We start from the raw sequence: 16,613 nt of genomic DNA on the forward strand, positions 1-16,613 counted from the left end.
AGGCTTAAGCTGCCGACGTACAGTTTTGATTGAGTAACATCAGCTCTCGTAAGGCGACGGAGAACTTAGCAAACTCATGAGTTTTGGTGGTACGGAAATCTGATAGCATCACTAACCAACGGTCTACAAAGACTTTATTGGCATCTAACCAAGCCGCTAACACATCAAGGCTATCTTGCGCTTCGTCACTACCGTTCAAGACGCTCATGGTTAATGAACGCTGTTGCCAATCCAACTCTTCGCGGAACGCAGCACGAGCTAGAGCTTGCCAGTGGTTATCAACCGGCTGACTGTTAATTTGCTCCAAGAACCAATGCAAGGACACTTGCGAGCCTAAATTAAAGTAGGCTTTCGCTACGCTAGCTTCACTGCGTCCTGTTTGTTTAGCCACGTCGGCAATATCCAGCGCCGAGAACAAGGTGGACAGAATAGCAACTTGTTTAGCAAGATCTGCTGGTACGCCTTGCGCTTGTAGCTTATCAATGTCTTTCTGAATAGCATCACGCTCTGCTGGAATAACGTAATCCAGCACATTCTCCCGCAAGTCATTAAAGCTGTCTTGATAGAAATCAATGTGCGCTTGAATGTTACCTAGTTCAGGATTTGGATGGCGCAAGAACCAACGTGTAGCACGACGCACAACCCGACGGATCTGGAATAACATGCTGTTCTGCACATCGGCAGGAATTTGGTTGTTACCTGCTTCAATGGCTTCCATTAGACCACGCAAATTAAAGCATTCACGCGCAATCACGTAGGCGTTTGCTACTTCAGCAACAGTAGCCCCGGTCGCGTCTGCTTTGCGATAAACAAAGTTCGGTCCCATATCGTTAACGATATTATTGGCTAAACGCGTAGCAATAATCTGCGCCCGTAATGGGTGATTTTGCATTGCCTCAGCATAGGTTTCTTGCAACGGCTTAGGAAACGCATTAATCAGTGAACGCGCATGGAAAGGGTCATCCATAATAGCGTCATCGACCAATTGATCTTTCAATACCATCTTGCCATAGGCAGTGATCACGGCTAATTCAGGACGGGTTAAGCCCTTATTGAGCGCCTGACGTTCTGCCAATTCATCATCATCCGGTAAAAACTCAAGTGCACGGTTAAGTTGCCCTTCACGTTCTAGGTGATAAATAAAGCGCTGCAATTCTTTAATCTGATCGGCACCACGAATGGCTGTAACGGAAATTGATTGCGATTGACGGAAGCAATCTTTAATCACGATTTGCGCCACTTCGTCGGTCATGTCGTATAGCAACTGATCGCGTTGTTTTCGGGTCAAATCGCCGTTGGCAACCAAACCATTCAACAAGATCTTGATATTAACTTCGTTATCCGAACAATCAACGCCACCTACGTTGTCAATCGCATCAGTATTGATACGACCGCCGTTACGAGCGTATTCGATACGTCCTAATTGGGTGAAACCTAGGTTACCGCCCTCGCCGACAATCTTAGTGCGCAGTTCACCACCGTTCACCCGTACCGCGTCGTTAGCACGATCACCAACATCACTGTCGCTTTCTTTGCTGCTCTTAACGTAAGTACCAATACCACCGTTCCAAAGTAAGTCGACGGGCAAAGTTAAGATGGTTTTAATCATCTCAGTTGGCGTCAACGACTTTTTCTGAGTGTTAAATAATTTTTTCATTTCTGGCGTTAATTCAATGGCTTTCGCACTGCGCAAGAAAATACCACCACCAGAAGAAATTAACGAACTATCGTAATCGGCCCAGCTTGAACGCGGTAACTTGAACAGGCGCTCACGCTCGGCGTAGCTGCTTGCCGCATCCGGATTTGGATCCACAAAAATGTGCATGTGGTTAAAGGCTGCAACTAAGCGCGTATGTTTGGATAACAACATACCGTTACCGAACACATCGCCAGCCATATCGCCGATACCTACTGCGGTAAAATCAGTGGTTTGGCAATCAACCCCAAGTTCACGGAAATGACGTTTCACAGATTCCCATGCACCACGGGCTGTGATCCCCATTTTCTTGTGGTCATAACCTACAGAGCCACCAGAGGCAAAGGCGTCACCCAACCAAAAGTTGTATTCCGCTGAAATACTGTTAGCAATGTCAGAGAAAGTCGCGGTTCCTTTATCGGCCGCAACCACTAAATAAATGTCGTCTTCATCATGACGAACTACGTCTTGTGGTGGTACAACTTCACCGTTAACAATGTTGTCCGTGATATCCAACAAGGCACGAATAAAGGTGCGGTAACAAGCCTTACCCTCTTCGAAAAAGGCTTCCCGCTCTTCTGGTAAGTTTTTACAGAAGAAACCACCTTTGGCGCCAACCGGAACTATCACAGTGTTCTTAACTTGCTGCGCTTTCACCAAGCCGAGAACTTCTGTACGGAAATCTTCACGGCGATCTGACCAGCGCAAGCCACCACGAGCTACTTTGCCACCACGTAAATGCACCCCTTCTACGCGAGGTGAATACACAAAAATTTCGTACTTAGGTAGCGGCAATGGCATTTCAGGAATAAGTTCAGGCATAAACTTAACCGAAATGTAGGGTTTTTCGTTGCCAGAGGCATCAGCTTGGAAGAAGTTGGTTCGCAGTGCAGCCAAAATCAGCTCAACGTAACGACGAATAATACGGTCGTCATCGAGGTTGGCTACGTTTTCTAGCTCAGAAGCAATACGCGTTTCTAAGGCTTCGATTTTCTTCGCGCGGCTCTTCTCTTTCGGTTCAAACTTTGTATAGAACAGCTTAATGATCAATTTGGCAATCAGTGGGTATTTCCCAAAGGTACTTTCAATGTAGCTCTGGCTGAAGGTCGTACCAATTTGACGCATGTATTTAGCAAACATACGTAAAATAATCACTTGGCGACCTGTTAGACCTGCGCTTAGTACCAAACGGTTAAAACCATCATCTTCATAGTGACCGTCCCAAACCTTCGCAAAGGCGTCTTGGAACAAATCACGACTGGCTTCAAGGTCGAGCTTGACGTTGTTGTGCAACATCTGGAAGTCTAACACCCAGAATAGATTGCCGTCGGTCGTTTTAATCTGGTACGGGCTCTCACCAATGATCCGCAAGCCGAAGTTTTCTAACATCGGCAACACATCAGACAAATGAATCGGCTCGTCTTTATGGAACAGTTTTAAGCGAATTTTTTTACTGGTTTCGTTCTCTTCGCGTGAACGATAAAACAGCATGCCTAGTTTGTGTTCGTCGTCTAGGGCTTCAATCTGCTGTAAATCGGCAATAGCAACCGATGGCAAGACGTCCTCTTTATAGGCCCGCGGGAACGCATTGGCATATTTTTTATTCAGCTCGTTAGCGCGACCTTCACCGAAGGTGCTACTTAAAATGCGCTCGAAGTTATCTTCCCAAGTGCGCGCTGCTTCAACTAAGTTTTGCTCAAGTTCTTTCACATCAATGTCCTGTACGTGCTCGCCAATGCGCACGGTATAATGAGTTCTAGCTAGGGAGGACTCAGAAAAATAGGTGGTAAAGTCAACTTCCGCAGTGCTGTGCAACGAGGTTGCTAAAATCTGCTGGGTCTTTTGACGTAATAAGGTGTTGTAGCGTTCTTTCGGTACAAACACCATGCACGATGCAAAGCGACCAAAAATATCTCGACGGACAAACAACCGCGTCATATCGCGCTCTTGCATCTGCAACACGCCCAGCCCTACTTCAAGCAGGTCGTCTTCATTTGCTTGTACAATCTCATCGCGCGGATAGGTTTCAAGAATATTCAATAACGCTTTGGCTGCGTGTGAGTTAGGTGCGAAACCTGAGGCTTCCATCACGCGTTTAATCTTATCGCCAACTAATGGAACATCACGCGCGCTGTTGTTATAGAAACTGCTAGAGTACAGACCAATAAAACGATCTTCACCAATCACTTTGCCGTTGTCATCAAAGCGCTTAATGCCAATGTAGTCATTGTAAGCTGGACGGTGAACCTTAGACTTGGTATTGGTCTTAGTTACCAATAACAAACTATCGTCAAAAGTCATGTCACGCGCTACTTCTGGTAAAGATGATACCAAGCGTTCTTTGTTAGTGGCGCTTTTGCGCATCAAGCCAAGGCTGGATTCAGTTTGTTGGCGAATGATGTAGTCACCTTCAATCGGCACTAAGTCGTAACGACGATAGCCCATTAAGGTAAAGTTATCTTTGGCTAACCAACTTAAAAACCGCTGTGCTTCTTGCAGTTCTTGTTGACTACCAGGGTAATTAATCTTGCTTAAGTCTGCGGCCAGTTCGGTCAGTTTGTTACGCATTGGCAACCAATCACCTACCGATACCGTCACTTCTTCCATTACTGCAGCTAATTCTTTTTTCAGCGTTTTGATAGCGTCGGCAGAGGCTTGACGATCCACTTCAATCAGAAATACCGTATCGACTTCGTTATCATCGTTACGAGTACCAGCCTTAAGCAGTTCGTTGATTTGGTTTTGCTCATTTCGTTTATGGCTAATTGGCAAATGCAGTAGCAAATGCGAGGTGATACCCAAGCGCGTTAAAGCCATGCGAATGGAATCAACCATAAACGGCATATCTGATTGAATGATTTCAATAATGGTATGCGCAGATTCCCAGCCGTGGCGCGCCACTTCTGGGTTATAGATTTTAATTAAGGCTTTTTTACCGGGCGTGTATTCGTTGAAGCTGTGCCACAATCCCATCACCGCGCCGTACATGTCGCTGTCATTTCGCAGCGCCAGATCATCCGGTGAGATATTTCTATATAACCTCAACGCAAAATCTTTGATTAAGTCGGCTCGATCGGTAGCTCTGTGTTCAATCAGATCGGCCACCTTCTGCAAAATAACGGGGATCTGGCCTTCGCCAAACGCATTCATGCTAGTGTCCTTTTAACGTGATGAGATATAACGATGTGGTTCTACCCTCTGGCACCGCCAGCCGGTAAAATCACACAGCGAAATAATTCATATTATTGTCGGACATTTAGCTAGGTTATTCAATCATTATAAAGCACAAAAAACAGTGTTCAGACCACGAATTTCGCGGTCTGAACATGTTTATCCAAAAGCTTTGCATGATTATTACAAAGGCTGCGGCTAGGCCTGCATATCAGGAGCCAAACTACTGCTAATTTTCTCGGCCAAATCAGGCGCTAAATTTGGCAATTGTTGCAGCTCTTGCAGATGACCAAGCAGCAGCTTTTGACGTTGCTTATCGAACCGTCGCCATTGAGTGAATGGCGTGATCAGCCGCGCTGCCACTTGAGGGTTTTTACTGTTCAAGTAACGGATCATGCTCGCAACCACTTGGTACCCTGCTCCATCAGCTTGATGAAAAGCCAGCAGATTGCGACTGAAAGTAGCTAACAACGCATAGACACGATTCGGGTTATTTCGATTAAAACGCGGATGATCAACCAGCTCAGCTACCCGTGCAACAGTGCCCGCCACAGGTGCACTAGCTTGCACCGCGAACCATTTATCTAAGACCAAAGGATCATGTTGCCAGCGCAACTCAAATTGCTCTAATAAGTCGCTGGCACAAGCTAATTCTAAGTGCGTTGCAATTTGCAGTAACGCCTGCTGACTCGTCATATTGTCGGCATGGCAAAAAGCTTGGCTAATCTCATTATTGAAAGCTTCAGGATCGTTCAATGCCAAATAGTAGGCAGCTAGATGCGTGAGGCTGCGCTGCGCTATAGCCTCGGCGGTTAGTTCATAGGGTTGACCTTGCTGTTGTTGCCACCAGGTGGCTAATTGCTCCGCCAAGGCTGCCGCAATCGCTCGTTTTAATTGCTCACAAGCCAACCCAATCAAGGCAAGCGGAATATCCTGCGGATAATGCTCGGCTAATTCTTCCGCGGCCGGCGGGGTCAAAGCTAAGGCTTTTAGCGCGGGGTCGAGTGGTGCTGCCAGAAGCTCTTGTAAGGCCTGACTTACTTCCGGTGGCAAGCTGACTAGCCCATCTTTAGCTACTGCTGCTGTGAGCAAATCTAGATACATCTGTTGGGCGGCTTCCCAGCGCGTTACTTCTTGTTCTGCAGACCCCAACAGTACCGCTTTGTCAGCAAAGCTTTGGTTGTATTCTAAGCGCACCGGCGCACTGAAGTTCTCTAATAAAGCCAGTATGGGGCGCTCGTGTAATCCGGTTATCGTCAATTCTGCCGTGGCCTCGGTGAGCTCAAATAAATAACTGCCCGATTCGTGCAGTTGCAGCTCAGGATGGGTTAAGTTAAGACGTTCGCCGCGGCTTGAATAGGCACTTAACAATACCGGGATATGTACCGGTTGTTTGCTAGTTTGCCCCGGCGTAGCTGGTGTGTGTTGCGCGAACGTAAGCCGAAGCTGCCCCGCCGCCTGAGCGCTCGCTGGAGTATAGTTTTCTGTTACTCTAACAACTGGAGTACCAGCTTGACTGTACCAGTTTTTAAACCGAGTTAAATCGCACTGATTAGCCGCAGCCATCGCCGCAATAAAATCATCACAGGTCACGGCTTGGCCATCGTGGCGCTCAATATAGCACTGCATGCCCGCTTGAAATCCCGTTTCACCAAGCAAGGTGTGTAGCATCCGGATAACCTCGGCCCCTTTGTTGTACACAGTAACTGTGTAAAAGTTATTCATTTCAATAACTTTGTCAGGCCGAATCGGATGCGCCATAGGGCTAGCATCTTCATTGAACTGATGACTACGCATCACTCGGATAGCTTGGATCCGATTAACCGCCCGCGAGCCTAAATCGGAGCTAAACTCTTGGTCACGAAAAACCGTTAAGCCTTCTTTTAAGCTCAGCTGAAACCAGTCTCGACAGGTAATTCGATTACCGGTCCAGTTATGAAAATATTCATGGCCAATAACCGATTCAACATTCAAAAAGTCTTGGTCAGTTGCAGTTGCAGCATCAGCTAACACATAACGTGAATTGAACACGTTAAGGCCTTTATTCTCCATTGCCCCCATGTTGAAAAAGTCCACGGCGACAATCATGTAAATATCTAGATCGTACTCAAGCCCAAAGCGTTGTTCGTCCCACGCCATGGAGTTTTTCAAGGCCTGCATCGCATAATGAGCCCGCGCTAAATTGCCGGGGTCGACAAAGAGCTGCAACAACACTTGCTTACCAGAACGAGTGGTAAAATGGTCTTCCAGTAACTCAAAGTTGCCAGCCACCAAGGCAAACAAATAAGCTGGTTTAGGAAAGGGATCGTGCCAGGTAACCCACTGCTGGCCTGCGGCAGTGGTACCTGAGGCCTGAGGATTACCGTTACTTAAGAGATAAGGATACTGTTGCTGATCGGCGTAAATGGTGGTAGTAAAAATCGCCAGCACATCTGGCCGGTCAAGATAATAAGTAATACGCCGAAAACCTTCCGCTTCGCATTGAGTACAAAAACTACCATTGGTCTGATACAAACCTTCAAGCGCAGTATTATTAGCAGGGTCAATTTCAGTGACCACCTCCAGTTCAAACGCTTGTTCTGGAACCTTTGTTAGCACCAGTTGCTGGGCGTCAAGTTGATAATCGTTGGCGTCTAAAAGTTCACCGTTAATACTCACTTCAAGTAGCTTTAATTGTTCGCCATCAAGGCATAGTGGCTGCTGTTGGCGCTGCGGATGAACTTGCATGCGGTTATGCACGCGGGTGTGATGAGGGTCGAGATAAAAGGTTAGTTCAACAGTACTGATAGAAAAGTCCGGAGCACGATAATCGCTCCGGAACTTAGCTTGTTTCTCACTCATAGGGAGTACACACCTCGTTAGGCTGTGGTTGGCTTGGCCGTTTGCTCTAGGCGCAAAATTTTAATACCGGTGTAACCGTAGAATAGCGCAATCAATGGGGTTATCCAGTTAAAGAACGCAAACGGGGCGTAAATCCATGGGCTGACACCTAGAGCACCCATCATGAAGGCACCACAAGTGTTCCACGGGATTAATGCAGAGGTTAAAGTGGCGCTGTCTTCTAAAGTACGAGACAACACTCGTGGGTCAAGCCCACGCCGCTCAAATTCTTCGCGGTACATGCGCCCGGGTAAGACAATCGCCATGTATTGGTCTGCGGTGAGTACATTGGCGCCAAAACAAGTAAATAGCGTAGCTCCAATCAGGCTTCCTACCGACTTCACATACCCTAAAATACCAGCAACTAGGCGTTGCAATAGGCCTAGTTTCTCCATAATGGCACCGAAGGTCATGGCACTTAAAATCAACCATACGGTATTTAGCATGCTTGACATGCCGCCACCGCTAAGAAGATCGTTCAGATCAGCTGAGCTGGTTTCAATTTTCACCCCATCAGTAAGTGCAAGCCAAACAATTTTCAGGGTCGCAACATAAGAATCGTCCCCTTCTGCGAGCTTACTGATCATTTCTGGTTGAAAAATAACCGCCCAAAGGCCGCCTAACAAGGCACCAAAAAATACCGTGGGTAACGCTGGCTTGCGGGTGGCTGCTAGATATAACAAAACTAGCAAAGGCACTAACATTAACCAACCAATGTTAAAGGTGTTTTGCAGTTCTAGCTGCATTCTTTCTAGCTGGAGTAAGCTCACTGAAGTATCAGCGTTGAAGCCTAAGATTAAGAAAATAACCAAGGTAATGGCAAAGCCAGGGCCCGCCGTAAGCGCCATGTACCGAATGTGCACAAACAATTCAGTGCCAGCCACAGCTGGCGCTAGATTAGTGGTATCTGACAAAGGTGACATTTTGTCACCGAAATAGGCACCAGAAACAACAGCACCAGCGGTAATAGCTGGTGATAGGCCCATACCTGCCGCAACCCCCATTAAGGCTACCCCGATAGTGGCTGCGGTCGTCCATGAGCTGCCTATTGCTAACGAAATAATGCCACACATCAACGCACTAGCAGCATAAAACCAACTAGGATCAAGCAGCTCTAAGCCGTAATAAATCATGCTAGGCACGGTGCCGGCTAAAAGCCAAGTACCAATAAGCGAACCCACGGCCAGAATAATCAAGAGCGCGCCAAGGGCTACCGAAATCCCCTCTTTGATGCCATCTTCGATTTGTTCCCAGCTAAAATGGTTGTAAAAACCGATGGCAATAGCAACGCCGGCAGCTATCCAGAGTGCAATTTGGTTTGGTCCATAAGATGAATCTTCGCCAAAAAGATACACTGAACTGGCTAGCATGATAATCAATACCACGAGCGGCGTGGCAGCTTGCAGAACACTCGGCGAACGGGTTCCGTTAGATGGGGTGTGTTGCATAAATATTCTCTATTATTTTTATCGTCTACTCACGATTGCGTGAGCTAGGCTTATGTTCTAGTCAGACTAATGATAAACCAGCTCGGACTAAGATCATATTCTTGTGTGCTGTCATCAGGCACAATCAAGCTACCATTCACCTATTTCTAGCCTCGGTCACTGCCCATTAAAAAAGCCGCAAAAAGCGGCTTTCTATGGGGATATCAATATATTAGCTAGTTTAGTTAGCAGCCATCTTCGCTTGATCTACTAACCTAAACGCCAATTCGACTGTCTCTTCTAAGTAAGGATCTGGCGCCTCTAAATCGGTCGGAATTTCGTCAATTTTCTCAACCGGCTCCTGTCCTAAACGCTGTAAACGTTCATTAGCACGGGCAAGGTTTCGAGCTTTGTCGGCCGCTTCTTCCGCTTTCCTTTCCGCCAGTACCAAGCTTACCCAAGTTTTTTCTTTCTCTTGTTGATAGCGTTCGATATCAGCAAAAATATAATTAAACTCTGGGTTTCCTTGAATCTGTTCATCGAGTTGTTGCTGCAGCGTTTTAAAATCATAACCACGAATGCTATGGGTAGTTTGATATTTAGCTGGGGTAATTTGATCCCACGGCAATGCGTTTTCTTGCGAACTCTCACCAAACTCTTCAGCATCAATGATGGATGGATACTCTAAATCAGGTTGTACCCCTCGTAATTGCGTGCTGCCACCATTAATTCGATAAAACTTAGCCATGGTGTATTGAACGCTACCTAAAGGCTCGTCATAAAAATCAAACGGCCGTGCAATCCCACGATGTTGTTGTACTGTGCCTTTACCGTAGGTATTTTCACCCACAATCACCGCTCGGTTATAATCTTGCAGAGCGGCGGCAAAAATTTCCGAGGCAGACGCACTGTAGCGATCAACCATCACTACCATAGGACCATTGTAGAAAGTTTTACCATCGCGGTCGCCGTTGACTTCTTTCCGACCGCTACCATCGGCAACTTGTACCACAGGACCTTGGTCAATGAATAGTCCCGTCAAACTGATAGCTTCAGCTAACGAACCGCCCCCATTGCCACGCAAATCGATGATTAAGCTTTCCACATTCGCTGCGGCAGCTTCCTCTAATAACGCCACTACATCAGTGGTGAGGTTATTGTAAAAGCCCGGAATGGTAATCAGCGCGGTGGCCCGACCATCGTACTTATCATCCGTAGATTGCTTGATCTCAATCTTGGCAGCACGGTCTTCAAGTTTTACCTTATCGCGCACAATCATCACTTCTTTGGGCGTGGCACTGGCGCTTTGGTTCGCTTTAAGTACTTGTAGTTTAACCGTAGTACCTTTGGGCCCTTTAATCAGCTCCACCACATCGTCAAGCCGCCAGCCAATCACGTCGACAAAGTCAGCATCGTCATCATCACCCTGAGCCACGCCAACGATCTTATCATCTACGGCCACTTGCCCGCTCTTATCAGCGGGTCCACCAGGAACTAAACTGCGGATCACCGTGTAATCGTAATCCGCTTGCAGTACGGCCCCTATTCCCTCTAGGGAAAGGTTCATGTTCTGCTCAAACCGCTCTGAATTTACCGGTGACAAATAGCTGGTGTGCGCCTCGACACTGCGTGCAAAGGCATTCATTACCGTTTGGAAGACATCTTCACTTTTGGTTTGAGTTAAGCGTTTTAGGGCGTTGTTGTAGCGTTTACCAAGCGTTTCAACAACTTCAGGCCATTCTTTACCCGCCATGGTTAAGTTGAGCGCATCGTATTTAACCCGCTGACGCCACAGTTCATCCAACTCAGTTGCTGCTGCAGGCCAATCCGCATCTTCACGCTGAAAATGATACTTGTCACCCGTTTCAGTGAAATCAAAGGGGTGTTCTTCGTCTAACAAGGATAACGCATGGGAGTAGCGTTCAAAGCGCCGCTGCAAAGACTTCTGATAGAGCGAAAATGCTGGGCTAAGTTTGCCTGAATCGATCATGTCATCAAACAGCAACCGATATTCTTGGGCCTGTTCAATATCGGTAGCCAGTAAAAACATTTTATTGTAATCAAGCATTTCTAAATAACGCTCAAGAATTTGCTCTGAGAGTTCGTTATCCAGTTCCATTTGCTTGAAGTGATAGCGCGTAAAAAAGTTTTTCACACGTTGGCTAGCTACGCCATGCTGAGCTGCTGGTGCTAACTCAGGCAGTTCGTCCAGTTGATGTGCCGGTGGTAAGGCAAGCGCTACATGGCTTAACGATAAACCAATAAATACTGCAATCGCCTTTCGTGTGAACCCTTTTTTACTCATACTTACTACTCCTGCTTGGCAACAAATACTGCGGCAACGTTAACTTTGACCGTTAAGCCGTTTTGAAGTTGCACATGCACATCGTTTTTGTCTAGTTCAGTAATACTGCCTGGAATAGGTGCAACGCCGGCTTTTACATGCACAGCTTGACCTACTTTAAGTGCAGCTACTGTCGTTGCCGCTAACTGCGGTTGTGCTGCTTTAGCCGTGTTACTTGCGTTGGTGCTGCTGGCACTTGCTGCAGCCGGCTTCCGAGCTGGACGCTTAGCCCGTGCCTGCCGTGCAGCATTTGCTGGTGCGGCTTTTGGTGCTCGGCTACGAGGCTTTTTGTCTGCCTCTACTTTACGTTTCGCCGCTGCACGCTCTGCTGCTGCCGCTTTGGATGCCGCTAACGTTTCTTCGGCATGTTGTTGATGCTGCTCTTCTACAATACCCGCTGGCTTTCCATCTAGATCAACCCGTTCAACGCCAGCTTTTACGGTACGTAGGTAACGCCAGCTGTTGGTATAGTGGCGTAAGGCAATACGCAAACGCGTTTTGCTTACCGTCTCATCATCATCTAAACGTGCGGCAAGGTCATCAAACACTCCAATTTTTAGAGGTTTTGCATCTCCTTCCGCGTAAAAGCAGGCCGGAAACTTTGCCGCTAAATAAGCGATCACGTCTTTAGTTTTGGATAACTTACTTGCGGTTTGGTTTTCTTCAATATGGGTCATCTTCGTCAATATCCTGCTGGCGTACGTCCGCCAGTTGCTCCGTTATATAAGCCTGCATTTCTTCACTGTCTAGCTCCAGCAAGGCTGGGTTTTCTATCCATTCAAAAAGTACACGGCGTACGACTTCTTCAAGCTGCGCTAAAGTGTCGGTTTCTTCACTAAAGTCGACAATATAGTGCAGCATTTCGTTTAATTGATCCGTTGCAGTTTCTTCGTCACCTTCAAAAAACTGCATATCCTGTTGACTAACTAAATACGCATAAATATCAAATTCGTTATACATGGTTAGCCTTATGTTTTCGTAACCTAGGCGCTAGGCTGCAACTGTGACCAGTCTAAACTCTCAATAAATCGGCCTAACTCGGTTAATCCAGCCGCATCAGCTGGACTGAAACGAGCCACACTAGGGCTATCAATATCCAACACCCCTACCACCTGATCCGCTACGATTAAAGGCACTACTACTTCTGAATTAGAAGCAGCATCACAAGCGATATGTCCAGCGAACTGGTGAACATCTTCTACCAGTTGGGTTTGCCGCGTTGCTGCGGCAGCTCCACAAACGCCCTTACCAAAGGCAATACGTAAGCAAGCTACTTTACCTTGAAATGGCCCCAACACCAACAACTCAGGCGCCCGCGTTAAATAAAAGCCGACCCAATTAACATCGGCTAAGGTCTCGTTAATAAGGGCTGACAGGTTGCTCAAGTTGGCAATCAGGTCGGGTTCATCAGCGGTAATGGCTTTAGCTTGCTCAATTAACAGCTGATAGTCTACAAGGGTTTGACTCATAACAGTGTTATTGCCTTAGTTATCATTGAGTGAAAAGCTCGCAATGGTGCCAGCTCCAGTTAAATCGGCCTTCATCTCGCGCTTACTGCGTGTGACTAATTGCCCATCTGAGCCAATCCGAAATGGCTCATCCGATGGCCGGTAGCGCGCCTGATAGGCCATCACGAGTTGAATAGAATTAGCACGTTGCTCTTCTGAAAGCTTAGCACCATCGGGCCAACGGCCTAATTCAACGGCTTGCAACAAACGCTCAAAAGTTTCCGGGGTAATACTGGCGAGAAGTTCGTCAAACTGCATGACTAACGCTTCCTTTTCAAGAACAATAATCGAACGCGGTTAAGCACAAACCACACCAAGCCAACAATCATAGCACCATATGCTGCGCTCGACTGCCAACTCTCGGGATGAGGTTGCTGAATGAAAAAATACGTAAAGGCAGCAATTGCGATCAATAACGCAAGCATAGACTGGCCTAATATTTTATCTTTTTTAGCTTGTAATAAGCGCTCTAGCTCGCGATTACGTTGCTCCGGAGTTGCACCTGCCACCCGAAAATCACAATGGGGACAAGTGTCTGCTTTGTCGGACATGCGTTTGTTACATGACGGGCATTCTATTAACGCCATGGGTACCTCAATTTTCAGCAATCTAAGTAGGCAATATAAGGGATCTCAGAGTAAATTCAAGCATTCCCCAGAGTTTGCGGACAAATAAAAACCCGCCGCAGCGGGTTTTTACTCAATCAATGGTTACTTGTCAGATTGACTGCCATTTTTTTCGGCTTCAAAATCCTGCCAGTAAGCCTTCACCGTATCTTTCATCTCGCGTCTGAGTAACACCAAACCAAATAAGTTAGGTAGGGTCATCAACACAATTGCGACGTATGAAAGTGTCCACACCAAGGTGGTATCGGCAAACGAGGCGACAAAGAAGCCAGCCACGTACAGAATCCGATAAGGCATGACACCACGCTGTCCAACCAGGTAGACCACCGCCCTATCACCGTAATAGGACCAAGCAATGGCAGTAGAAAACGCAAACAGCAGCAAACTGATAGGCACAATGTATTCACCTGCATCACCTAAGAAGCCACGCCCAAAGGCCTTGGCGGTAAGTGCTGCTGAGTGAATCAATGAATCACCAAAAATTTGGATATCTTGTTTGCGTAAGGCGCCATTATCGATTCTAAGGACACCCGTGTAGGGGTCTTCACCAGCTACAATAAAGCGCACGTTTTCTGCAACCGAGCGCGCATGCAAAATGGTAAAGCCATTACTCACAGGTTTACCATTAGCGACTTCAATCGTACCTGTGTACTTCTCAATAGTATTTTCAGAGGTACCATTTAAGTAATGGTATAAGGCTTGGCGATCCGCTTGAGTGGTATCGTCATAGTGGCCGGCCACGATTTCAAGGTCAGTACGAGAGAACTCATTTGTATGCTTCTCTGACCAAACCCCGGACGACAAGATCACCAAACCGGTTAAGGTACAGATAACTATGGTGTCGATAAAAGGTTCTAAAATGGACACCATGCCCTCAGATACAGGTTCGTCGGCGCGCGCTGCTGCGTGGGCAATCGGAGCTGAACCTTGACCTGCCTCGTTTGAGAACAAGCCTCGGTTTACCCCGCGATTAAAGGCGTAAGCAAAGGTCGCACCTAAGAAGCCGCCAGTAGCTGCTGAGCCAGTAAAGGCATCGCTGAAAATGGCTGCAAACGAAGGCCCAATCTGGTCTAAGTTAAATAAAATAACACTTAGTGAACCTATGATATAAAGCACGCCCATGATGGGCACAATTTTTGAGGTCACTGCAGCGATACGTTTAATGCCACCGATGATAACCATGGCTAACATGATGGCCAAAATACCACCCGTTAACATAGGTTCGATACCAAACGAGGCTTGCATGCTTTGCGCAATGTTATTTACTTGCGGCATGTTGCCAGTACCGAAAGAGCTGATAATGGTGGCTATCGCAAAAATCACGGCCAACCACTTCATGTTCAAGCGACGGTCCATAAAATACATAGGGCCGCCAGCCATGGTGCCATCTTCAGTTTGTACCCGGTATTTGTGCGATAAAGTTACCTCAACAAATTTAGTGGTCATCCCCAAAAAGGCAGTGATCCACATCCAGAACAAAGCTGCTGGACCACCTAAAAAGATAGCTAGGGCCACACCACCGATATTACCAGTACCGACCGTACCCGATAACGCGGTTGATAAAGCTTGAAAGTGCGTGGTATCGCCTTGTGCACCCTTTTTATCAAATTTTCCCGTGACCACTTTCCAGGCATGCCCGAAAAAACGGATTTGTGGAAAGCCCAAGTAGAGCGTAAAAAACAAACCTACACCCAACAGAATATATGGGAAATAGGCTGCCGAACCTAGATAGCTATCTAGTAGCAGTAAGAAATTATTAATTGCTTCCAAGGTGTCCCCCTAGCGTTATTATTGTTGTTGTTCGCTTTTAAGCTAGCTTGCGCGACTTAGTCGCGCAAGTTATTTGCGATTGAATAAATCGCACTTAATACATCGGCACCTAACTGCTGGCTACGATTAGCAGACCAACCGAAATCAGCATCAGGTAAATCAGCATTATCTTTAAATGGCATTTCTAAGGTAAAAGCTAAACAGTTAAAGCGTTCTGCCACCGCATTACTCGCTACGGTTAAGTTAGCTTCACCTGGTTTATCCACCTCATAGCCAAATTTAGTTTGAAACTCTGGCGTAATGTTCAGTAAGGTTTGCTTAAATTGCTCACCTAATTTATCCATCTGCTCATTATAGCTTGGGATGCCTTCTGAACCGGCCAAAAAGTTATAGGGTAGATTTTCATCACCATGAATATCCAAATACAAGTCTACCCCACTTGCTGCCATAGCTTGTAGTACCAAATAAACCTCAGGGCTACGCTCTAGGCTTGGCTCTGCCCACTCACGGTTTAAGTTTACGCCGACGGCATTGGTACGCAAATGACCACGCACACTACCATCTGGGTTCATGTTAGGCACAACATAAAAGACGTTGTCTTCTAATAACCGTCGCGCGGTTCCATCTTCATCATCCAGTAAGCGACTTAGCAGGCCTTCTACGAACCACTCGGCCATAGACTCACCAGGATGCTGACGTGCGGTAATCCAGATAGCCTTTTTATGGTCGTCCGGTTCGCCAATCACCAGCAGATTCATATCACGACCATCAAGGGTTTGGCCTAACAGCACGTGTTGGCATTCAATACTTTGTTGCGCCCACTGTACCAAGTCTTGGTGACGCTCATAGGAGTATGGTGTGAAGTATGCAAAATAAACGCTTTCTTGGTCCGGCGCGAAGCGGATCACCAGTTCTTTGCCGTTGTATTCGGTAGGTACCCGGAACCAGTTTTCGCGATCGTAGGATGCGACGGCACCGTAATCTTTCCAGCCATCAGGGTAAGCTGAAGTACCGGCGTTGGTGATGGTCATCACATGCTCAACACCGGGTTCACCGTAGAGCTTAAAATGGAACCATTGATAAAAATCTGATTGGTTATCTTTGCGAATCGCTAACTGAATATTGTCTACTGAATTAGCTTCGATAACCTCGATATTACCGCTATCAAATTGGGCCGTAATGAACATCGCG

The 16,613-nt window shown here is 46.8% G+C and carries 11 protein-coding genes; all 11 read right to left on the reverse strand.

The annotated features are described in order from the left end of the window. Positions 1-4: 4 nt before the first annotated feature. The gene (locus KGF88_RS04380; protein ID WP_162014469.1) at positions 5-4,846 is read right to left on the reverse strand and encodes an NAD-glutamate dehydrogenase; all 4,842 of its coding nucleotides are present in this window, start codon (positions 4,844-4,846) and stop codon (positions 5-7) included. 219 nt (positions 4,847-5,065) lie between these two features. Next, positions 5,066-7,708, reverse strand: a complete 2,643-nt coding sequence (pepN, locus tag KGF88_RS04385; protein ID WP_153825635.1) for an aminopeptidase N — start codon at positions 7,706-7,708, stop codon at positions 5,066-5,068. 17 nt (positions 7,709-7,725) lie between these two features. Continuing rightward, complete coding sequence (nhaC, locus tag KGF88_RS04390) at positions 7,726-9,195, reverse strand: Na+/H+ antiporter NhaC (protein ID WP_153825634.1); 1,470 nt, start codon at positions 9,193-9,195, stop codon at positions 7,726-7,728. A 220-nt stretch (positions 9,196-9,415) separates the two neighbouring features. Continuing rightward, positions 9,416-11,479, reverse strand: coding sequence for a carboxy terminal-processing peptidase (gene prc, locus KGF88_RS04395; RefSeq protein WP_153825633.1), 2,064 nt, complete (start codon positions 11,477-11,479; stop codon positions 9,416-9,418). Between the two features lie 5 nt (positions 11,480-11,484). Then, positions 11,485-12,195, reverse strand: a complete 711-nt coding sequence (proQ, locus tag KGF88_RS04400; protein ID WP_153825632.1) for an RNA chaperone ProQ — start codon at positions 12,193-12,195, stop codon at positions 11,485-11,487. Then, positions 12,182-12,478 (reverse strand): hypothetical protein, encoded by a 297-nt coding sequence (locus tag KGF88_RS04405; protein WP_110075068.1) that lies wholly within the window; start codon positions 12,476-12,478, stop codon positions 12,182-12,184. The genes proQ and KGF88_RS04405 overlap by 14 nt, the downstream gene beginning before the upstream one ends. A 23-nt stretch (positions 12,479-12,501) precedes the next feature. Then, on the reverse strand, positions 12,502-12,987 hold the full coding sequence (locus tag KGF88_RS04410) for a GAF domain-containing protein (RefSeq protein WP_153825631.1): 486 nt from the start codon (positions 12,985-12,987) through the stop codon (positions 12,502-12,504). Positions 12,988-13,002: 15 nt separating this feature from the next. Further along, positions 13,003-13,284 carry a YeaC family protein gene (locus KGF88_RS04415; RefSeq protein ID WP_110075066.1) on the reverse strand — a complete coding sequence of 94 codons (282 nt, stop codon included), beginning with the start codon at positions 13,282-13,284 and terminating at the stop codon, positions 13,003-13,005. A gap of 2 nt (positions 13,285-13,286) precedes the next feature. Next, positions 13,287-13,613 carry a hypothetical protein gene (locus tag KGF88_RS04420; RefSeq protein WP_110075065.1) on the reverse strand — a complete coding sequence of 109 codons (327 nt, stop codon included), beginning with the start codon at positions 13,611-13,613 and terminating at the stop codon, positions 13,287-13,289. Positions 13,614-13,736: 123 nt separating this feature from the next. Continuing rightward, complete coding sequence (locus KGF88_RS04425; protein ID WP_153825630.1) at positions 13,737-15,422, reverse strand: alanine/glycine:cation symporter family protein; 1,686 nt, start codon at positions 15,420-15,422, stop codon at positions 13,737-13,739. A 56-nt stretch (positions 15,423-15,478) separates the two neighbouring features. Further along, positions 15,479-16,609, reverse strand: a complete 1,131-nt coding sequence (locus KGF88_RS04430; RefSeq protein WP_153825629.1) for a M14 family metallopeptidase — start codon at positions 16,607-16,609, stop codon at positions 15,479-15,481. Between the last annotated feature and the right edge of the window lie 4 nt (positions 16,610-16,613).

Origin of the sequence: Idiomarina loihiensis, from assembly GCF_024584785.1 — a bacterium.
GTDB classification, from domain to species: domain Bacteria; phylum Pseudomonadota; class Gammaproteobacteria; order Enterobacterales; family Alteromonadaceae; genus Pseudidiomarina; species Pseudidiomarina fusca.